The 20810-nt window shown below is 64.6% G+C and carries 17 protein-coding genes and 1 pseudogene; 4 read left to right on the top strand and 14 right to left on the bottom strand.

The window, feature by feature from the left end:
* Positions 1 to 43: 43 nt before the first annotated feature.
* From IEY07_RS16860 to IEY07_RS16925, 14 genes are all read right to left on the bottom strand, one after another.
* A complete protein-coding gene (locus IEY07_RS16860; RefSeq protein WP_188896569.1) occupies positions 44 to 868 on the bottom strand; it encodes a carbohydrate ABC transporter permease in 825 nt (274 codons plus the stop codon).
* Positions 865 to 1827 (bottom strand): carbohydrate ABC transporter permease, encoded by a 963-nt coding sequence (locus tag IEY07_RS16865; protein WP_188896570.1) that lies wholly within the window; start codon positions 1825 to 1827, stop codon positions 865 to 867. Before IEY07_RS16865 ends, IEY07_RS16860 begins: the two co-directional genes overlap by 4 nt.
* Positions 1828 to 1833: 6 nt before the next feature.
* The gene (locus IEY07_RS16870) at positions 1834 to 3090 is read right to left on the bottom strand and encodes an ABC transporter substrate-binding protein (protein WP_268239237.1); all 1257 of its coding nucleotides are present in this window, start codon (positions 3088 to 3090) and stop codon (positions 1834 to 1836) included.
* A gap of 146 nt (positions 3091 to 3236) precedes the next feature.
* The gene (locus tag IEY07_RS16875; protein ID WP_188896572.1) at positions 3237 to 3995 is read right to left on the bottom strand and encodes an AraC family transcriptional regulator; all 759 of its coding nucleotides are present in this window, start codon (positions 3993 to 3995) and stop codon (positions 3237 to 3239) included.
* 28 nt (positions 3996 to 4023) lie between these two features.
* Entirely contained in the window at positions 4024 to 4674 is a 651-nt protein-coding gene (locus IEY07_RS16880) for a ThuA domain-containing protein (RefSeq protein ID WP_188896573.1), read from the bottom strand.
* Complete coding sequence (locus IEY07_RS16885; RefSeq protein WP_188896574.1) at positions 4671 to 5645, bottom strand: aldo/keto reductase; 975 nt, start codon at positions 5643 to 5645, stop codon at positions 4671 to 4673. Before IEY07_RS16885 ends, IEY07_RS16880 begins: the two co-directional genes overlap by 4 nt.
* Before the next feature lie 8 nt (positions 5646 to 5653).
* Complete coding sequence (locus IEY07_RS16890; protein ID WP_188896575.1) at positions 5654 to 6547, bottom strand: sugar phosphate isomerase/epimerase family protein; 894 nt, start codon at positions 6545 to 6547, stop codon at positions 5654 to 5656.
* On the bottom strand, positions 6544 to 7752 hold the full coding sequence (locus IEY07_RS16895; protein ID WP_188896576.1) for a Gfo/Idh/MocA family protein: 1209 nt from the start codon (positions 7750 to 7752) through the stop codon (positions 6544 to 6546). Before IEY07_RS16895 ends, IEY07_RS16890 begins: the two co-directional genes overlap by 4 nt.
* 144 nt (positions 7753 to 7896) lie before the next feature.
* Complete coding sequence (locus tag IEY07_RS16900; protein WP_188896577.1) at positions 7897 to 8793, bottom strand: MBL fold metallo-hydrolase; 897 nt, start codon at positions 8791 to 8793, stop codon at positions 7897 to 7899.
* A complete protein-coding gene (locus IEY07_RS16905; protein WP_188896578.1) occupies positions 8790 to 9287 on the bottom strand; it encodes a RidA family protein in 498 nt (165 codons plus the stop codon). The genes IEY07_RS16900 and IEY07_RS16905 overlap by 4 nt, the downstream gene beginning before the upstream one ends.
* A 151-nt stretch (positions 9288 to 9438) precedes the next feature.
* Positions 9439 to 11139, bottom strand: coding sequence for an ArnT family glycosyltransferase (locus IEY07_RS16910; RefSeq protein WP_229670201.1), 1701 nt, complete (start codon positions 11137 to 11139; stop codon positions 9439 to 9441).
* The gene (locus IEY07_RS16915) at positions 11136 to 12629 is read right to left on the bottom strand and encodes a glycosyltransferase (protein ID WP_188896579.1); all 1494 of its coding nucleotides are present in this window, start codon (positions 12627 to 12629) and stop codon (positions 11136 to 11138) included. Before IEY07_RS16915 ends, IEY07_RS16910 begins: the two co-directional genes overlap by 4 nt.
* Positions 12626 to 14149: a hypothetical protein gene (locus IEY07_RS16920; RefSeq protein ID WP_188896580.1), complete on the bottom strand. Its 1524-nt coding sequence runs from the start codon at positions 14147 to 14149 to the stop codon at positions 12626 to 12628. The genes IEY07_RS16915 and IEY07_RS16920 overlap by 4 nt, the downstream gene beginning before the upstream one ends.
* A complete protein-coding gene (locus IEY07_RS16925; RefSeq protein ID WP_188896581.1) occupies positions 14133 to 16031 on the bottom strand; it encodes a hypothetical protein in 1899 nt (632 codons plus the stop codon). The genes IEY07_RS16920 and IEY07_RS16925 overlap by 17 nt, the downstream gene beginning before the upstream one ends.
* A 616-nt stretch (positions 16032 to 16647) precedes the next feature.
* Between IEY07_RS16925 and IEY07_RS16930 the strand changes: the two genes are divergently transcribed.
* From IEY07_RS16930 to IEY07_RS24815, 4 genes and pseudogenes are all read left to right on the top strand, one after another.
* The gene (locus tag IEY07_RS16930) at positions 16648 to 17595 is read left to right on the top strand and encodes a phytanoyl-CoA dioxygenase family protein (protein WP_188896582.1); all 948 of its coding nucleotides are present in this window, start codon (positions 16648 to 16650) and stop codon (positions 17593 to 17595) included.
* 425 nt (positions 17596 to 18020) lie between these two features.
* Positions 18021 to 19595 (top strand): peptide ABC transporter substrate-binding protein, encoded by a 1575-nt coding sequence (locus IEY07_RS16935; protein WP_188896583.1) that lies wholly within the window; start codon positions 18021 to 18023, stop codon positions 19593 to 19595.
* Positions 19596 to 19628: 33 nt separating this feature from the next.
* Positions 19629 to 20564 (top strand): ABC transporter permease, encoded by a 936-nt coding sequence (locus IEY07_RS16940; protein ID WP_188896584.1) that lies wholly within the window; start codon positions 19629 to 19631, stop codon positions 20562 to 20564.
* A pseudogene (locus IEY07_RS24815) lies at positions 20561 to 20755 on the top strand (hypothetical protein); the annotation flags it as partial. The gene IEY07_RS16940 and the pseudogene IEY07_RS24815, both read left to right, overlap by 4 nt.
* Between the last annotated feature and the right edge of the window lie 55 nt (positions 20756 to 20810).

Genomic DNA, 20810 nt, shown 5'->3' on the forward strand with positions numbered 1-20810 from the left:
AGCCGAGGACGCGACCGAGGGGCGTAGCCGTCGTCGGGCAAGGTCAGACCTTCACGCCACCGCTGACCAGTCCGCTGACGATATGCCGCTGCATCAGAAGGAAGAAAATGACCATGGGCACCAGCACAATGACGGTCATCGTCATGAAGAGCGGCCAATTGACCGCGAACTCGCCTACTGCCGTGTAGACCTGAAGTACCAGAGTGCTCTTCGTGGGAGAGCTGATGAAGACCTGCGGCGTCAGGAAGTCATTCCAGACCCACATCGTCTGGAAGACGCCAACGGTGACCAAGATCGGGCGGATCAGCGGCAACATGATGCTCCAGTAGATCCGAAACGGTCCTGCTCCGTCTATCCGTGCTGCCTCGATGATCTCGTTCGGAATCGTCCTCATATAGCCTTGGATGAGGAAATAGCAGAAGATCGCTCCGGCGGCATAAATCACTATGAGACCGTTCAGCGAGTCCACCAGATGAGCTTTCGCCAGGTCCTGGTAAAGCGGAATGAGCGTGGTCTGGAATGGCACCACGAACCCGATCAGCAATGCCGCTCCCAGTAAGCGGGTCAGCCGCGCTTTACTGAGCACCATGCCGAACGCCGCCAAGGAACCGATCAAGAGCATGAGGGCTACGGCTGCCGCCGTGACATATACCGTGTTCAGAAAGCTCTGCACGATCGGGATCGTGTGGAAAACGCCTGTGTAGTTCTCGGTGTAGAGCTTGGTCGGCAGGCCGAGTGGCGATCGCCCGCTCTGCTCCGGTGTTTTCAGCGTATTGACGACTATGTAATAGAACGGCAGCCCTACCAGGCACGCAACCGCAATCATGACGATGCTCAGTACGACACTGCGTCGACGGGATCTCTTCATAGCACCCGTCCCTCGGCACGTCGCGACAGAACCATCTGAGTGACCAGGACAGCGATAACGAAAACCATGAACAGTACGGATAGCGCCGAGGCCTGACCGACCTGGCCCAGCGTCAGTCCGTTCTGCAGGATCCCCTGGGTGATCGTGAAAGTTACGTAACCGGGGCCACCCTTGGTCAGGGTGAACGGCAGGTCGTAGACCTTCAGGCCCGCGGTGGTCAGCAGCACCTGGCTGATCAACATAGCCGGCATCAGGAGCGGCAACGTGATGTAAAAGAACTGTTGGCGGGTCGACGCACCGTCGATCATGGCCGCCTCGTAGTAGTCGCGAGGTATCGACTGCAGGTAGGCCAGATACAGGACCGCGTGCCACCCGGCCTGGGCCCAGACGGCGACGAAGATCACCGAGCCACGGGCGAGCAACGGATCCGACAGCCACGGGACCGGGGCCAACCCGAAGAGCGCGTGCAAGATCGCATTCAGCATTCCCGATGCCAGCGGAGACAGGATGAAACTCCATACCAGGCCGAGAATGGCGACGCTCGGAATGGCCGGGAAGAAGAGCATCGATCTGACGAAGTTGCGGCCGCGGAACTTCTGGTCCAAGATCACCGCCAGCGGGATCGCGACGATCGTCACGATGATCACGGTGGCGAAGGTGTACACGATCGTGAAGAACAGCGCTGCCCGCAGCGACGGATCGGCGAAGACACTCGCATAGTTCTTCAGGCCGACGAACTTCGCGGTGGTCGAATACCCGTTGAAGTCGGTGAAGCTGTAATAGATGGATTGGCCCAGCGGTATCAGGAACAGCACCACCAGCACCGCGATGATCGGTCCGTAGATGATCACCGATGATGCGCTACTTCGCCAGGGCAGCCGACGCACCGGCCCGCGGGCGTCGGAACCGCGGGCCGGAGTGCCGTCAACGTTGGTGATCACGTCAGTTGCGGCTGTCATCGCCGATCAGCCGAGCTGCTTCAGTTTCGCGTCCAGGCCGGCTGCGACCTGCGCCGGTGACAACTGGCCGAGCGCCAGCTGCTGCTGCTCGGCGACGAGCGTGTTCGACAGCGCTTGCTGGTCCCGCTTCCAGCCGATCACCGGCCAGTAGATGTGGCCGGCGCGGATACCGTCAGCCATGGTTTGGATCGACGGATCGACCGTCGGCTTGAAGTTGGTCGTGGTCGTGATCGCGTTGAGCTGCTTGTTGTACATCTTCGCGCCCTCCGCGCTGGACAGGAATGCCAGCCACTTGGCCGCGGCATCCGGCTCTTTGGCCTTCGGGTTGATGGCGTACGACGCGGAGGCGGAGCCGGCGTAGAACTGCCCGCCGTCCGGACCGGGCACCGCCATGTACTCGAATTTGAGATCCGGCGCGGCAGCGTGGATCGGTGCTACCTGCTCCGGTCCTGTGACGATCATGGCGACCTTGCCGTTGGCGAATTCGTTCACCATCTCGGAGGGGTCGATGGAGACACTGGCCTTGGTCGCGTACCCGTGCTGGTACAGCTCGTTGTAGGTCTGCAGCGGCTTGGTCCATTGGGCGGCGAAGGTGCTCTTGCCACTGAAGATGGCGGCGTCGGGGTCGCCGCCCTCCTGGGCGAATTCCGCGCCGACCAGAGCGGCCAGGATCGGCGAGACGTTCCCGTTCAGGGCCTCCTCGACCGGGGTCACGCCCATGTCCTTGAACTTCTGGCACAGCTGCAGCAACTCCGCCCAGGTCTTGGGCGGCTCAGTCATGCCTGCCTCCTTGGCAAGTTTCATGTTGATGACCAGACCGTTGCCCCACGACGAGACATTCATGCCGTAGACGTGACCGTTGGCGTCGTAGCCGTTGCCGTGCCCGCCGTTCTGGATGTTCTTCATGAACGGCTTGTCGGTCAGGTCGGTGACGTCGTGGTTGTCGATCAGCGCGGTCCGGTTCTCGCCGTCGATCATGTAAACATCCGCTGCGGTTCCCGACAGGATGCGCTTCTGCAGCGTCGCGTTGTACTGCTCCTGTGGTGGCGCGAACGAATAGTCGATCTTGATGGTCGGGTTTTCCTTCTCGAACTCATCCATCAACGGTTGCATCAACGGTTTGGTGTCCCACGCGAAATAGGTGAGGGTCGTGGTCCCGCCACTCCCGGACGAATTGTCTGAGGAACAGCCGATGAGCGAAAGAGCGATGGCGGCGCTGGCCAGGACCGCCAATGCCGCGGAATATGCTCGCCTGTGAGTCATGATGTCTTTCCCCTGATTGAGTCGTGGAGCTCGCGCTTTGCTCCGAAACTAGTCAAGGCCGTACGCGGGACGCTTGGTCGTTTGCTTCCCACAAGAGGAAGAATGCGCACGCCGGGCAGGCTGACCGTTACAAGACTCAGCGAGGGTCAGCCGAGCGTGAAGCGTCTGCGGTACTGCCGCGGGCTGTAGCCCATAACAGCCTCGAAGTGCCGGGCCAGTGCGCTTTGGTCGTAGAAGCCGGCCACGGTCGCGACATCGGCGATCGGCAGGTCGGTATTGCGCAGGTTCTCGCAGGCATTCATCACCCGCAGCCGGATGCGGAACTGGTGCGGCGAAAGACGGTAAACCTCTTTGAATCTGATCTCGAACTGCCGGACCGACATCGAACAGAGGGCGGCCAGCTCGCGGATGGAGAGATTCTCGCTCGGGTTCTCGCGCATCCGGCTCACGGCGATGTCGATCCCGAACGGAGGATGCGCCTGCTCGGTTGCGTCGCGGTGGGTCTGGATCGATCCCATCAGGCCGAGCACGGTGCCGTCGGCGTCCCGCAGCGGAAGCTTGTTGGTCAGATACCAATCGGGAATGCCTTGCGGATTGGGAAACAACTCGACGATACCGAGCAGCCGACGACCGGTCGTCATGACTTCCACGTCGTCACGGCGGAACTTGCGGGCCAGACCGACCGGGAGGACGTCGAAGTCGGTGCACCCGATGAACTCGGTCTCAGAGTCGAAGCCATACAGCCGCGCCAGCCCGACGGAGGCGAACAGGATCTCCCCTGCTGTGTTCTTGGCGAAGAAGTGCACGCCGCGCAGGTAGTCGAAGAGCTCGTTGAACTGGATAGGCGGAGCGAGTCGGGCCAGCAACTCATCCCGGTGCTGGAAGCTCTCCGAGCGGCTCAGCATGTCGGACCCCTCACCCTTCACTCCGCCGTCAGGTTGTCAGCCACCGCACCGCTCGTTCCAGGAATGCGCGGTGGTCCGGCGTCCGGATCGAGTGCACGTCGTGCCCGAGCGCGTCGTAGACGACGCGCCGACCGTCGGCTTCTGCCGCCCAGATCAGAGGATGGACCACACCGTCCAGCCGATGGAGGGCCGACGCATCCACCCAGTCGGCGACTCTCAGGTCGGTGTACCGCTCGTCGACGATCACGAAGTCATCCGCACCGTCGACGATCGGATGCCCCGTGCGCACCTCGATCGTGGCCGGGCCGTGCTCGGGGTGCCAGGTGGTGCCGGGAATCCAGCGCGCCCCGATCGCCGCCTCCCACTCCGGTACGTCGGTGAAGGCGGACGCCGCCGAGTGCAGCGCAAGCACGGGACGACGACTCGCCAGATATCGCCGCAGACGCTGCCGAGCCGCCGGTGCCGGATCTCCGTGATCCGGATCTGCGCACTCGCCGGCATTGACGATCAACAAGTCGGTGCCCTGGTCGAGTCCGGCCAACGCGGCGTCGACGTCGTCCATGATCGCCGTCTGGACACCAGCCTCGGAAAGCAGTCCGGCCAACTCGGCCGAGGTGGCGGCGTAGTCATGCCACCGGTCGGCGTAGCGCCCGCCGCCGGACACCAGAACGGCGCTCACCATGGCTCGTCGAGCTGGGCCATGACGTCCTCGGGCAACCGGAGGCGACTTCCGCGCAGCGCCTCCTCCAACTGCTCCAGGGTGCTCACACCGGCGATCGGGGCGACCTTGGGCCGGGAGTTGGACATCCAGGCGATCACCAACTCGGTCCGGCTCAGTCCTAGCTCCTTGGCCAGCCGCTCGAGGACGGCGAGCCGCCGAGTGTTCCCGGGATGGTCGTACGCCGCGTTGATCGGCTTGTCCGAGCGGTCGTACGCGCCGTTGAGCAGCGACGAATACGCCCAGATGCCGGTGCCCGGATTGCAGCTGGCGTAATTCAGCGTCTCATCGGTCACCCAGCCGTAGCGATGATCATGGATGTGATCGCGGACGAAAGGCCGCGGTTGCAGATAGGAATACCGCAGCTGCATCGCGGTCGGTGGCGTGCCACCGGCAGACAGGGCGATGCCGCGGGCTCGCTCGAACCTCCACAACGCGGCATTTGAGTAGCCCCAGCGGGAGATCCGGCCGTCGGCGATCAGGCCGAGGAAACTGCCGACGGTCTCCTCCTGCGGGACGGCGAGATCGTCCCGATGGGCCCAGTAGAGATCGACATGATCAGTTCGCATCCGTGCCAGACTCCCGGTGATCCCGGCCTCGATCACCTCCGCCGACAGGCCCTCGGTTCCGGCCGGATTCACCGACCGGGGCACTGGGACGCAGCCGACCTTGGTCGCGATCCGGATCCTGTCCCGGGCACCGGGACGAGCGCTCAGCCAACGTCCGAGGACCGCCTCGCTCTGCCCCGACCGGCCCTCCGGGTCGGCCCAGTAGGAGTAGCAATCGGCAGTGTCGAGCCAGACGCCGCCGGCGTCCAGGTAGGCGTCCAGCAAGGTGAAGGCCGTCTGCTCGTCGGTAGCGGTGCCGAAGCGCATGATGCCGAGCACCAGGTCAGGATCGTCGATCGCGTCGGCTGTCGGCTGGTCGGTCATAGGGTTGTTCACTCTTTCTCGGACACGTGATCGGCAGTCGATGCGCGATCGGATCGGCGCAGCTGATCGCGTACGAAGTCCAGGGATTGCCGCGCCAGCTCCTCCATCGACTCGGCGACCGGCCGCCACAGCGCGAGGGCGTTCACCAGCGGGATCGAGTCACTGCGGAAGGATTCGACGATGACCGGGCCCGCGTAGTCCGCCGCGCGGAGCGCGCCGAAGACAGCGGGCCAGGGCACATGGCCGCTGCCGGGTGTGCCGCGGTCGTTCTCCGATGCCTGAAAGCTGAAGATCCTGGGCCCGGCCGCACGGATCGCGGTGGCCATGCCCTTCTCCTCGATGTTCATATGGAAGGTGTCCAGGGCCAGTCCGACCCGGCCACTGCCGACCGCATCGCAGAGCTCCAGGCCCTGGTCGACCGTGTTGATCAGGTTGTTTTCGAAGCGGTTGAGCGGTTCGAGCGCCAGCCGCAGATCCAGGGTCGCGGCTCGGTCGGCCGCGATCGCGAGGTTCTCGGCCGCCCAGGCCAGCCGTTGCCGCCGCGCCGCCGGGTCCAGTAGGCCGTGACTGCCGACCGCTGAATACATCGGTCCGGCCACCACATCGGCACCGGCGGCAGCCGCGAACTCCAGGCAGCCGAGCAGGTAATCCAGGCCGGTCGACCGCACCCGCGCGTCGTCGGAGGAGATATTGCGTTCCGGGCCGAAGTCGCCGGCGATCCGCAACGCCAGGCCACAGTCCCTGGCGGCTGCCTTGAGCCGTTGCGGGTCGATCGATCCGAGGTCGGCGATCGACACCTCGACCAGGTCGTAGCCGTATGTCCGTGCATCCTTGAGCAGCGGCAGCGATTCCTCGGTGAACGGCGCGGCCAGCACGAAGGAGCTGAGTCCGATCAGGTTCACGGTGTCGTTCCTTCCTGGTCCGGTTGGAGACCGGCCCACGGCGGCTCGACATTCTGGTCAAGATCGATCAACAGCGGTTCGTCGTCCTCGGTTATGGTCCAGTCCGGGAGCGGGATGCGCTCGCCGCCCTGGAGTGCCGACTGGTGCGCCAGGATTCCGGTGCAGGTGATGTTCGCGGCTCGCACCGCGTCCGGATAGGCCTGACGCTCGCCGCGCACAGCGGCCAGCAGCGCTTCGACCAGATGCGGATGCGAGCCGCCGTGGCCGCCGCCCTGGATGAAGGAGCGATGGGCGGCATCGCCTTCGTCGGTGTAGACGCCGGCCTGGGTGAATGATCGGATCGGCTCCGGGAGGCGGCCCGCATAGTCCGGGATGTCGATCCGCTCCGGCTCCTCACCGAGATAGAGGACGTGTCGATCGCCGTGCGTCTGCTCCCACTCGAAGGCCCGGATCGAGCCGTAAGCATCGAAGCTCTCGCGATACTCCCGCGCGACCGCCCACAGGCTTCGAGTGACCTCGGCCGCGATGTCGGTGTCCTTCAGCCGGATGTGCGCGCTCTCCACCGAGAAGGGGGAGTCATACGCCGTCTTCATCCGGTCGAACACCGAGCCGGACCCCACGCACTGCACCGACTCCGCCTGAAAGTTCCCGAGGGCCAGCACCGGCGAGATGGCGTGCGTCGCGTTGAGCATCGGTGGCATCCCGTCCCAGTAGGACGGCCATCCGGTCATGTCCTGCTGATGGGAGGACCGCAGGAACTGCAGCCGGCCCAACTGGCCGGTCCGGTAGAGATCCTGGACGAACAGGAACTCACGCGAGTAGATGACGGTCTCCATCATCATGTAGGTCAGGCCTGTCTCGCGCTGGGTCTCGACGATCCGGCGACAGTCCTCGACGCTGGTGCCCATCGGGATGGTGCAGCCTACGTGTTTGCCGGCCCGCAGCGCGGCGACGACGTGATCGGCGTGGTTCTGCAGCGGGGTGTTGATGTGCACGATGTCGATCACCGGATCGGCCAGCAGATCGGCGATGCTGCGATACCGGACCGGGACGCCGAAGCGGTCACCGACCTCATCCAGATGATCAGCCGAGCGCTGGCAGATCGCGTACAGCTCGGCGTCCGGATGTGCTTGGTAGATCGGGATGAACTCTGCGCCGAACTCAAGACCGACGATGGCGACCTTGAGTTGCGAACCGTCCGGCACATTGCCCCCTATGGATCTGTCTGGATGTTGGGACACCCACGCTAAGGCTCGAGAATGGCCCCAGGCTTGTTCGAACGCCACCGGTATCAGGTGATTTGCGCAGCCCCGTGCGCCAGGCGAGTGATGATTGCTCGGGATTGCAGCCTAGACCGGACGGTACGGCGCCGGCACCCAGCGGAACCCGCCGGCATGACCGACCTGGACCCGACCCAGGCCCGGGAACGGCAGATGCGTTCCGCCGGCTACCCAACCGTTGCGATGGATCTCGTCGAGTGCGCGGGCGCGGGTCCGGTGCGCGGTGGACCGGTCGTTGTCCATGGAGACGACGACATGCGGAGCCGGCAACTGCACCGCATAGTTGTGCACCATGTCACCCCAGAACAACACCCCGGTGGCGCCGGCGTCGAGCAAATAGCCGGCATGGCCAGGAGTGTGGCCGTGCAGGTCGACGGCCGTGATTCCCGGCACCGGCTGCTCGCCGTAGGCGAAGGTCTGGAATCGGCCGGACGCGCGATAGGGAGCCAATGCCTCGACGGCGCGCTGGTGGGTCTGCGGAGGGCCGACGTTGATCTCTGGACAGGCCTGCGGATCCAGCCAGAAATCGGCTTCCAGGGTAGCTGCGCGGACGATCGCCCGCGGGAAGGCCGGGGTTCCGCCGGGCGCAAGCACGCCGTAGACATGGTCTGCGTGCAGATGCGTGATCAGGATGTCATCGACATCGGCCGGGTGGACACCGGCGGCTTCGAGATTGGCCATCAGGTGTCCGGTGCCTGGGCCGAACGCGGTCCCGACGCCGGCGTCGACCAACACCAACCGTCCGCCGGACTCGAAGAGAAAGGTGTTGACGGCGGTCAGGGCCTCACCGTCGGGCGGCAGACACTCGTCGGCGAGCAGTTCTCTGATCCGCTCCGGGTCCTCGTCGTGCATCGATGTCGCGAGTATGGGCAATGCGCCGTCGTAGACAGTGGTGATGACGGCGTTGCCCAGTCGCGTACGGGAGAAGCCGGGTGCCTGGGTCATCGATCCGGTGAGCGGGGTCATGGAACCATCTTGGCGTCGATCTCGAGCTCCGCGCCGATCACCACTGCGTTGTTGAGCGGAAGCGCGGAATGCCCGACAGCGGTCCGGGCGTGGGTTCCGACCTCGGCCCCGAAGATCTCCAGGACGGCCGTGGAGAATCCGTTGATCGCGTTGGTGGTCTGCGGATAGCCCGCATCGGCGTTGACCATGCCGGTCACCGACAGCCAGGCGGAGATCCGATCAAGATCGCCGATTGCCCGCTGGACGCTGGCCAGGATCGGGCCGAGCGTCGCGCGCGCTGCGGCCGAAGCGTCTTCGATCGACACCTCGCTCGGGACCTTGCCGAACGGTCCCGGGAAAGTCCCGTCAGGTCGCTGTGGCGAGTGGCCCGAGACCAGGACCCGGCTGCCGCGGACCCGGACCCAGGCGAACGAGAACTCGAATCCCGGTGGCGGCTGGGCAGGTCCCGGAAGCACGATCCCGGCTTGCTGCAGCCGCGTCTCGATCACCGACATCGGACTGCCTCCCCGGGTTGCATGGATCCACGATCACCGAGACCAACAGGATTCACAAGACCCGCTGCAGCACGACGGAGGCCGAAGAGACGAAGATCAAGGGATCGCTGCCGGTGGTCGGGACCTGTTGGCGGCGCAGACCCGGATGTGCTCAGGCGGTCGCTCGGACCCGATAGAGACGGTAATCCGGCTGATCGCTGCCGCTGTTGGGAAATGCGAGCTCCAGGATCCCGGCGTCGGCACCGTTGGCGTAGATGGTCGGATATCGGCGGTTGACCGCGTCGGTGGTCCCCCGGCCGCTGTCCGGGACCGTCAACAGATAGCGGACGTGGTGGGCGGCGGGATCATTGAGCGCGTTGACGAAATCACTGTCACTGGGGATGACGAACTGCCGCGGGTTACTGGACGCCGCCACGACGGCGTAGCCGAACAGCGTGTCGGTGATGACGGAGCCTGGCGGCAGATGTTGGCCGTCAAGGTAACGGGCGACATCGCGCTCGGTCCGGAAGGTCCGCTGTTGTGTCTCCACCTCCAAACCGACCTGCGGGGACGCCGGCATCCCCAGCACGGAGATGGTGGCGGCGTACTCCTGGTTCGCGATCTGCGGCTTCGACATCGTCAAGGGCGCGATCACTACGCCGGGCAGCAGTAGTCCCACGACCGCCGCCCAGCTGGCCAGCCGGCGGGACCGGCTCAGCTCATGGTCGGAACCCTGGAGGTGGGCGGCCGGACCCGCACGTCGGCTGAACAACAGGCCCTGACGAGGTCTGAGCATGCCGACGAGCGTGCCGGCGAGCGGGACCACAGTGATCGCGAACCGCAGGAAGCCGAACGTGTCGCCACGGAAGTAGGAGAATGCCTGAAATCCGAGCACGGCCCCGTAGACGACGAGTGCGGGCAATGCGTCCGGGACCCGACGCGCCGCGGTCCACACCGCCGCGACGGCGATGATCACGAAAATCATCGGCTCCAGCGCGAGCCATTCGACGATCTCGAATCCGGCCCGATACAACGGATCGTGACCGGCTCCGCCGGACAGGGCCAGGATCGTGGTGTTGCCGTAGTCGGAGGTGAACTGCGCCAGGGCATCGCCCGTTGTCAACCAGCTGACAGCGCTCCACAGCAGGAAGGCTGTCACGATCGGCGCCACGACGATCGCGACATCCATAGCCATCGCATGTGCGCGCATCCGCAGCGTCGAACGCGTCCGCCACAACGTCGTGCCGGCGACCAGGACGGCAGAGCCGATCCCCACCGCGAGCGCGTCGTACCGGACCAGAAAGCCGAGAGCCAGCCCGATACCGACCAGAGCAAGATCATGGACGTCGTCGGAAGCCATCCACCGCAGCAAACCGCGCGTACAGATCGCCATGAAGAGCAGGAAAAGCGCCTCGCTCATGCCGTTGGCGGCATAGAAGACGATCATGGGATGCAGAGCCACCATGGCACAGACCGCCACGATCCACCCGGATCCCACCCGCCGATCGCGCAACGTCCCGGCGATCTGCAACACCGCAAGGCTCATAGCGATAGCCGACACGACGATCCCGGGGACGTCGTGAGCCAGCAGACTCGGCCAGTGCTCCATCACCGCAACCAGCGGCAGCTCCAGGAAAGTGGTCAGCGGTGTGAAGACGAAGCCCATGGCCGCCAGATGCGGATCCCGGCTAAACAACACGAAGCGCGCATCCGCGACCCGGCTGAGTGCATCGCCGAGAATCACACCCTTGCCATAGGACAGCCAAAGGCCCACGGCGATGTAGCAGACCGACATCACGACGACCCAGACCATCCGGTAGCCCCGTACGGCACGGATCGGATCGTCGTTCCTCAGCAGTTGACCGGCGCTCACGATGACGGCACCGCCGACTCGGATTCATGATCACGATCGTGCCCGGTCCGTTCGTCGTCCTGCCCGTCCAGCCCATGGACGGTCTTCTCCCAATAGGAGGGGCGGACCAGCAGCTGCCAGATCCCCTTGAGAGCAGCAATCGCCATCAGGATCCAGTACAGCGGGGTGAGCAGACAGGCCATCAGCAGATTGGTGTCACCACCGGCGCGAGCACCGAGCAGCGTGCTGTAGAGGGCGAGCACGTTACCGATCACGAAACTGGTCAGGGCCATGTAATACACCGGTGCCGGGTAGGCGACTGCGATCGCGGCGGGCTGGCCGAGAAGCCAGATGAACGCCACCAGCCAGAAGATCAGATTCGAGGCCGCAGCGATCGGCGTGCCGGCAAGCAACAGGGTCATGGCGACGGTGCCACGCAATCCGATCACACGGAGGGCGTTCCTGGGGCGGCGAAGCGCCACCAGGCAGGATTGCAGATAACCCTTGTACCAACGGGAACGCTGCCGGATCCAGTTGATGGCGTCGCTGTTGGCCTCCTCCCAGGTGATCGATTCGAGGACACCGGTCCGATAGCCGCGCCGGGCCAGCCGCAGTCCGAGGTCGGCGTCCTCGGTGACGTTGTACGGATCCCAGCCACCGGCTTCAGCAAGAACCTTCGCCTGCAGGTGGTTGGAGGTGCCACCCAGTGGCACCGGCCAACGGCGCGATGCCAAACCCGGCAGCAGATACCGGAACCACAGGCCGTACTCCGCCGCGAACCACCCGGTCAGCAGATTCTGGTCGCTGTTGTGGAAGGCCAACCGTGCCTGGATGCAGGCGAGTCCGGGGTCGCGGCGGAACAGCACGACCGCACGTCGCAGCTGCAGCGGGTCCGGGATGTCCTCGGCGTCGTAGATCGTGATGATCTCGCCGGTCGCGAACTGCATGCCGTAGTTGCAGGCCTTCGGTTTGGTCCGCGGCTCGGCAGGCGGCACCAGGATCAGCCGCATCGGCGACTCGACTCCGGCCGCCTGCGCGGCTTCGACCGTGGCGGTGTCGTCCGCTTCGAGCAGGACCAGGATCTCGAGCTTGTCGGCCGGATACTCCAATGCCCCCAGGTGTTCGAGCAGTTGCCCGATGACCTCGGGCTCACCGTAGGCGGGCACCAGCACGGTGTAGCGCGGGAGATCATCATCAGCCAACTCACGGGCCTCGGCTTCGGAGACCGTCAGGATCGTCCGCTCGTCCAGCCCGGCGACGAACAACAGGACGCGCTGCACCATCGTGGCCAGATACAGCACCGCGACAGCCGCGGTCACGATGACCACCGTCGCCCCAGGCAGCAGCACCAGTCCCGCGATCAGCAACGCAGCGGCGACCAGCAGCGTACGGGTCTGCCACGGTACGAATACCGTCGCTGCGCTGGCCAACGGATCCCTCCGACGCAGCCCGTCCACTGCCTCGACCAGAGCATCGTCGGGGACGCTGGCGGCGCCGGGGCGCGTGCTCATCGGGCACCTGCAACACGCTGGGCCAGTTCCTGCCGACCGGCGGTCTCGAGAAGGTCGGCGTTCTTGATCTGCGGGACCTGGACCTGGGCCTGGCCCCGCAGGACCGATGTCAGGACAGCTCGGAAGCTGTCCAGGAGCGCGTGCGCGGGCTTGGGGAATTGTGCGCTCGGACGATGATCATCGACGAGCAGCAGCGTGATCCGCTGGGTCAGTACGGGTGGCCCGTCCGGGTCCGGATGGCGGACGGCGCGGTCGGCCGGTAGTGAGATCGTGAAGGTCAACATGCTCCAGGCGAGCAGCTTCTGCGGATCCACAGCCGCATAGAGCTGGCCGGTGACACCGTCACCAAGATCAACACGCGTGGCGGGCGACAACTCGAGCCGGCTGATCGGATAGGTGGTGCCGATCGGAAAGAGGTCGAAGCTGTGCTGCTTCTGCGTGGTCAGCACGTCGATGACCATCTCCCGGTGTCGGCCCTCGGCGTCGACCGCTTCCGGGCCCGTGTGCGGTCCGATCGCCTGCACCTTGTAACGAACCCAGCTCGCATTCACACCGAAGTAGGTGCTCTGATCGGGATAATCCTGCCGATCGATCTGCCGCCAGCCGGCCGGGATCAAGGACCCCGGCTCCCGGTGCGGACCGTCCGCCGGCAACACGGTCGGCTCCTGCAGCGGCGGCAGCGGTGGGATCACGACCGTTGCAATCCCCGCGACCACCATGATCAGGAGCGCACCGAACCGAGGCGCAGCCACCGCGGGCGCCGCGATGCCGTGCGGCCGCTGGTCCCGACAGCGCCACACCCACACCGACCCTCCGACCGCCATCGCGACCAGGGCTGGCACGACGACCAGGAAACTCACCCGATCGGGGTTGAGCAGGATGAACGGGGCACCGGCAGCTGCTCCGAGCACCGGGGCGACCCACCACCGGCGCTCGCCCGACCGGCGTCCGCCCATCAGGAGCAGGATGATCACCAGGAGTTGGACACCCGCGCCCCAGCGCAGGCTGCCGTCGCCGAGCACGTAGCGGACCAGGCGGGACGGCAGCGGCCAGATGAGACCAAGCGTCGCCCAGGCCCAGCGGTACTGGAACACCCGGCGCAACCCGAAGAGCAGCACCCCGGCACTTCCGATGAAGATCCACATCATGAGCAGATCCACCCGCCACATCCGATAGCCGGTGTTCAGCGTCGGCGCGAGCAGGCTGGTGGCGACCACTGCCAGGACCAGCGTGATGCCGCCGACGATGACATCGGTCTCCCGGTCGTGAATCTCGATCCGGGGACGTCCGGCCCGGACGGTCGCGGTGGCTGCGAAGATCGCGTAGATCACCACCACCGGGACGTAGCTGAGCTCGAGATCCTGACTGACACTGTTGGCGATCGACGCAATGCTGGACCTGAAGGCGACGACCGAGGCGACCACCAACACCAGCCAGCGAAGTGTCAGGCTGCCCAGCGACCGGTTGACCGACTGCCACCACGTCGGCGTCGCGTCGACAACGTCAGCGGGTGCGGCCATCGCGGCTCGTCTTGGCCGACGGACCCCCGCGACGGCGAACCCGGAGGATGATCAACAACGCCGCGCCCACGATGACGGCACCTCCGACGGCCCCGCCGATCGCCGCCACCCAGGTGGTCGGTATTCCGACCGATGTCGAGTCGGTACGGGTCGATTCGGCGACGCCAGGATCGCTGACTGCTCCGAAGGTTTTGACGGTGCCATCGGCCGAGCGGACTGCACCGACTCCGGTCAGCCCGGCCAGGCTGTCCGGTCGTTGCAGCCAGGTGATCAGCCCGCGTTCACCGGCTTCGGAACTCGCCTGCTCGACGAGCACGGTACGACTGTTCGATGTCGTCAGTTGCAGCGCGGCAGCGTCGACGGTCGTCTGCAACCGTCTGCCGTCAGGGACCGTGATGCTGGTCCGGCTGAAGCGGAGCGGAAGTCCTGGGACATCAGGCAGCGGCTGGTCGCCGACCAGCAACACCGCCGGGAGCCGGGACTGCAGCGCCTGCTCGAGGCCGGGCTGCCACTGCGGTGTCAGGGCGGTCCCGGGACTCAGCCGCTGCAGCGCGACTGCCACGGTCACCGAATCGGCAACAGCGCTGGCGTCGTCGCTCGGGGATCCGAGCACGTATCTGGGCTGCAGCGCGGCTGGCAATCGCGTGAAGGTCGAGGTGCCGCGGGTCGAGGACGACGTCGTCAGAGTCGAAGCAGGATCGATCGCCAGAGTTGTCTGGAGCCCAGTGTTACAACCGGCGCCGTCCGACAGCGCCACCAGGCTGAGGTCGGTGAATCTTCCGATCCTGGTCGCGGGCACCTGCGTAGTGAGGTCGAAGTCGTTGCTGGTCAACGGCCACGTCTGCAACGGTGTGCCGTCGGCGTACAGAACGAGGCTGCCCTGTCGCCCTTGAGGTGAGCGTTGGCTGTTCGTCACCGCGGTGCCGACCAGATGAAGCCGCCAGCCGCCGGCGACGCCGGCGACCTGGGCAGACTCGATGCCCAAGTGCACCGTTGCAGAGCCACCGCCGTCGGTCGCCAGCCCGCCGATGCCCAACTGGGTCAGCGTCTGGGTCTCGGGTGGATCCTGCGGAATCGTCGTACGGCCATCCGCAGTCGCGCTGGTTCCACTGGCGAGGGTGGCAAGGTCGCTGGTCAGGGCCGCAACCTGCGCCGTCAGGGCATCACCGTCTCCGCCGATCGTCAACTGCGTCCCGCCCGGACCGAGCGTCAGTCCGGCGGCACCGGAGCCCGTGAAGGTGACCCGGCGTCCCAGCCCGGTGGCGGCCGCGAGGTGCTCAGTTGCCGACTTCAGCCGGATTGTCGGGGTCGCCGGGGAGTAGCGGGCGGCAATGGCGGATGCCAGTCGTACGGCCGCCGACCCGACGGCCGCGGAAGGCTTGTCCGGAATCACAATCGTCAGACCCGTGAGAACCGACGGCAGGAATTCGTTGATGCCGGTCGGGACTTTGGGAGTGCCCTGGTATTTCAGCGCCATTCCGACGATCTGGGTTGCCGAGTTCTCGCCGGTTCCGCAGACTCCGGACTTCTGGTCCAGTCGGAAGGAAAGATCCACCGAGCCATCGCTTGCAGCGGTCGGCAACCCGACCGACAAGGGCAGCGACTCCCCGGCTTCGCCCGTCAACGCGATCTTGGCCAACTGACGGTCTCCGGCGAAGACCTCGAGCGCCGTGTCGTCACCAGCTCCGCTGACCTGGATGGTCCCGGTCAGGCGGTCGGCCTTCAGGCCCTCCGGCACCGGGAGGGTGAGATCACTGGTCGAGTCGGCGGTCAGCGCGAGGCTCGTCGACTGCCCGAGATCATCGAGCGGCAGTTGTAAGGGAGCTGCTGCCGCGTGCGGGACGGACCGAAGTTGTGCCGTGAGCACCAAGAGCCCCAGCATGATCAAGCCGGCTCGGCGGGTCCGTGACAGTGGGTGCGACGACCTGGGAGAGGTGGGAGGCATCGCTGGACAACGCTACCGCCCGACTAGCTCTGACATGTGTTTCGTCTCGCGAGTCGCATCAACGGTTTTCCGAGACGATCTGCCGCGCCGACCAAGGCCGGAGGCTCAATGATTGCGGTGCTGCAAACGCCAGTTGTTCACGACGAGCACCATCACGGTGATGGCCAAAGACAGAAACAGAAACCGCATGTCAGTTCACTCTCCCCCGAGAATTAGATTTACCTCTGCCGTCGCATTCGTGTGGAGCGCTCACGCAGGAGTCCCCCGACGTTCCATCGGATCGCTCCACACGAATGCCGCGACATTTCCTTACCAAGCCAGGACTCGCTCGATCGGCCGCAGCTGCCCCCGACAGCGGGCCGTGGTTCCCGACAACAAGAACAGTAGCAGGGTCGTGTCCAAAATGGACATGTCCTAATCAGGAAAGGGACCTTGGTCCTGTCCACGATGCCCGGACGGTGCTCAGACGTGGATGCATGGACAGGTCGGCGGTGTCGGTGCAGAGTGGTTCCCAGACGTGTTGGCGACCGGCAGACCACAGGAGGCAGCCGCGATGACCACCGTGACGGACAGCACCCAGATTCCCTCGGTCGAGTTGACCGATTCCACCCCGCTGCTCGGGGACCCTCGTCGGCTGCTCGAGCGTGCCGGCCAGGACGGGTACCTCTTCTTCCGAGGACTCCTCGACCGCGACAAGGTTCTCGATGTCCGGAGGCAGATCATGCACGTGGTCGCCGACCACGGATGGCTCAAGCCGGGCACCGATGTCATGGACGGCGTCGCCGACACCGCCGCCTTCGATCGGGTGGATCCGGTCGCAGCGGCATTCTGCGGCACCGGCGTGCCACGGGAGGCCTACCAGGACGTGTACCGGATCCAGGACTTCCACGGCATCGGCCACGACCGGGCACTACTGGACCTGTACGACGGTCTGCTCGGTGGGCGCGTGCTCCGTCAGCCGCTGTCGATCGCGCGGGTGATGGTTCCGGGACGTGGCTCGTCCCCGACACCTGCCCATCAGGACTTCATCCACATCCAGGGCACCAAGAACGTCTGGACCGCCTGGTTCCCGTTGGGCGATTGCCCTGTCGAGTTGGGTGGGCTCACGGTCCTCGTCGGGTCCCATGCTGATGGTCTGCTGACTTATCACGCCGCCCAGGGCGCCGGTGAACTGGAGGCCTACATCTGCAACTCGGGCTACAACTGGGGCGTCGCCGACTTCCGCGCTGGCGACGTGCTCACCTTCACCAGCCTGACCGTGCATCGCAGCCAACCGAACACCCCCGGCGAACAGGTTCGGTTGTCGGTGGACATGAGATACCAGCGCGACGACGAGCCGATCACGTACGGCGCGATCAGCCCGCACTGCAACGTCCTGAGCTGGGACGAGGTGTACGAGGGCTGGACCGACGAGAACCTGCAGTACTACTGGAGCGATCATGATCTGCAGTTGGTCGGATACGACGAGGAGTTGCGCTGGCAGAAGCACAAGATCTGCTGACCCGGCAGCCTTGACGCCGTTGATCTCTCTTGATCAACGCGCTGTATCGCTTTGTCACAATCGTGTGTCTGATCGGGATGCGCGATGGGCAGACGTGGTAATCATGATCAATCCGTTCTGGAGTCCGTACAAGATTTCTCTTGATCAACAGGTGTTCTTCCGAGAGGGGAAACGCAGCTGTGGCAAGCCTGATACCAGCCCAAGGTCCGACCCTGGTTACAGACAAGGCCCTGATCCTCAACCGGCGGAATCTTCTGGCAGCTGGTAGCGCCGGAGCCTTGACCGCCCTGTTGGCCGCCTGTGGCGGAGGGACATCGAAACAGTCGTCGGGCGCAGGCTCCAAGAATGCGCTGGGCGTCACCCTCCCTGCGGGCTCTGCACCGGCGTCCGATCAGTACTATGTCCAGCCTTTCGACTCGACCGGCGTGACCTACAAGGCCATGGACTTCTATGAGACGGTCTACTCCCGTGCACCGCTGGCCGACCAGTTCACCATCCCGCTGGTCAGGCTGACCAAGAACTACGGAATCGTCCCCGCCGCGGCAACCAGCTGGGAACAGTCCTCGGACGGCAAGAGTTGGACCTTCCACCTCCGCAAGGGGATCAACTGGTCAGACGGTGCCGAACTGACCGCGGCTGATTTTGTCGAGACGCTGCGATATTCAGCGGATCCGAAGCACGCTTGGGACTTCGCATGGTTCTGGTCCGGGGTGATCAAGAACTATACCGAGGCAGTGGCCGGTAAGGTACCGACCAGCGAGATCGGTGTGCGCCAGGGCGCAGACAAGTACACGTTGGTTTTCGAGAGTGATGCGCCGGTGGCGTTCATGCCGTCCGCGTGCCTCTACACGACACCTCTGTCGGCCGCTGCCTTGCACAAGCACGGCTCTGGCCAGTACAACATCGACCCGGCGACGTCGGTGACCTGCGGGGACTACGCCCTCAAGACTTTCGAACCCACATCCACCGTGGTGCTCGAACCGAACAAGAAGTACAGCGGACCGATCAAACCGCCCATCGCAGGCCTGGTCGCCAAGATCTATGCCGGAGGCGACATGCTGCCGCGCTTTCAGACCGGCGAGGTGGACACGATCAACGCGGGCCCGATCGACGTCAAAGCTGCGAGCAGGAACTCCCAACTGAAGAAGCTCCATCTGTACAAGAACCCCCAAGACTTCAAGATCTGGTACGTCTTCTTCGACGTCACCAAATCGCCGTTCGACAAGCTGGAGGTGCGTCAGGCGTTCGCTCATTCCGTCGACCGCGATCCGCTGGTCAACAACATCCTCGCTCCACTGGCCAGCCCCGCGTACGGTTACCTGATGCCTGGTTACCCGTTCGCGATCGGTGACGAACTGAAGCAGTACACGAATTACGACCCCACAAAGGCAAAGTCACTCCTGGCCCAGGCCGGCTACCCGAATGGTCAGGGCTTCCCGGCCGTCACCTTCGACTGGTTCCCGAATGCAGCCGCGAGCTCCGATTCCGTGGTTCAGGCGCTGGTCGAGAACTGGAACAAAGTCCTCGGCATCAACATCAAGCTGCAGCAGATCGACCAGACCACCTTCTACGACCGGATGAACAAGAAGCCGACCGAAATCACTATGGGCATGGTGTCGTACGGGATGGACTATTTTGATGCGTCCAACATGCTCAGCGTCTACAAGAGCAACGGCCGGCACAACTGGAACAACAAGCAGTACGACGATCTGCTGGCCCAGGGCGCTGCAGAGAGCGACAAGACCAAGCGACAAGAGATCTACACGAAGGCCCAGGTGCTACTGACTCAGCAGGCGCCGGCTGTGTTCATCTTCCACCCGCTGTACGGCTACTACTACGGCCCGTACATGCAGGGTGCGGCTCTGACCAAGAATGACCTCGGCTACGACGGCATCCAATGGCCGGGATTCTCGCCGACGAGCGATTCGATGGATACCCTCCATGTCGCGTCGAACGTGAGCGACTCCAAGCGACAGCCCCAGACACTCCTCGGTTCATGACTCGGTCCGGCGCTACTTGAGAGGAGCGGCCGGATGGTCGCCTATCTGGCGAAACGTTTCCTGACGCTGATCTGCGTGATGTTGGTCATGACCATGGTGGTCTTCGCTCTGATGCACGCTGTCCCGGGTGGACCGTTCGATCAGACCCAGCAGCCACTCCCGAAGCCCGCGATGGAAAACATCATGCGGAAGTACGGCTTGGACCAGCCCATCTGGAGGCAGTACCTGAACTGGCTTTGGGCGGTGTTGCACGGCGACTTCGGAACACCGTTCAGCCAACCGACGATGACGGTGACCGGGCTGATCGCGCAGGCATGGCCTGCCACCTTGATCATCGGCGCCTGGACGATCGGCATCTCCTACATCGGTGGAGTTGTGCTCGGCTGTATTGCTGCTCTGAAGCACAACACCTGGGTGGATCGGATACTGACCTCGACGGTCTCGACGGCTGGCATCGCACTGCCGAACTATGTCGTGGGCTTCGTGTTGATCACCGTGTTCGGCGTCCGTCTCGGTTGGCTTCCGGTGGGTGGCTGGGGTCAGCCACAGGACGTTATCCTGCCGGTAGTCGCCTTCTCCCTGTATCCACTGGCATTAATGGCGCGATATACCCGCGCGACGACCCTTGAGGTGACCTACGCCGACTACGTGCGAATGGGACGCGCGCGTGGTCTTTCCGAACGCAGGTTGACGTTTCGCTACGTCTTGCGCACAGCACTCATCCCGCTGATCACGATTATGGGGCCGAACATCCCCAACATTCTGACCGGATCGATCTTCATCGAAGCGACCTTCGCGGTTCCCGGCCTCGGAAGCTACTTCACCACTGCAAGTCTGCACCGGGATTACCCATTGATTCTCGCATTGGTGCTCATCGTCGCCGCGCTGTGGGGAACCTGCTACATCCTCAGCGATGTCGCGTACACGGTGCTCGATCCGCGGGTCCGGCTGGAAGGGCTGTCCCGATGACTGCGATCACTGTCGACACGAAACCGATCACAGCGGCCACACCCGGCTTCTGGCGCACGGCGTGGCGACGGTTCCGACGCAACAAGCTCGCATTGGTCAGCGGAATCGTCGTTGTGTTGATCCTGCTGACTGCAATCCTCGCCCCGCTGATCGCGCCTCAGGGATATCAGGTACAAGATCTGGCGAACTCGCTCGCCGGTCCCAGCCGCGGTCATCTTCTCGGAACCGACCGGCTCGGCCGTGACC

Origin of the sequence: Microlunatus endophyticus (genome assembly GCF_014646195.1) — a bacterium.
GTDB classification, from domain to species: Bacteria; Actinomycetota; Actinomycetes; order Propionibacteriales; family Propionibacteriaceae; genus Microlunatus; species Microlunatus endophyticus.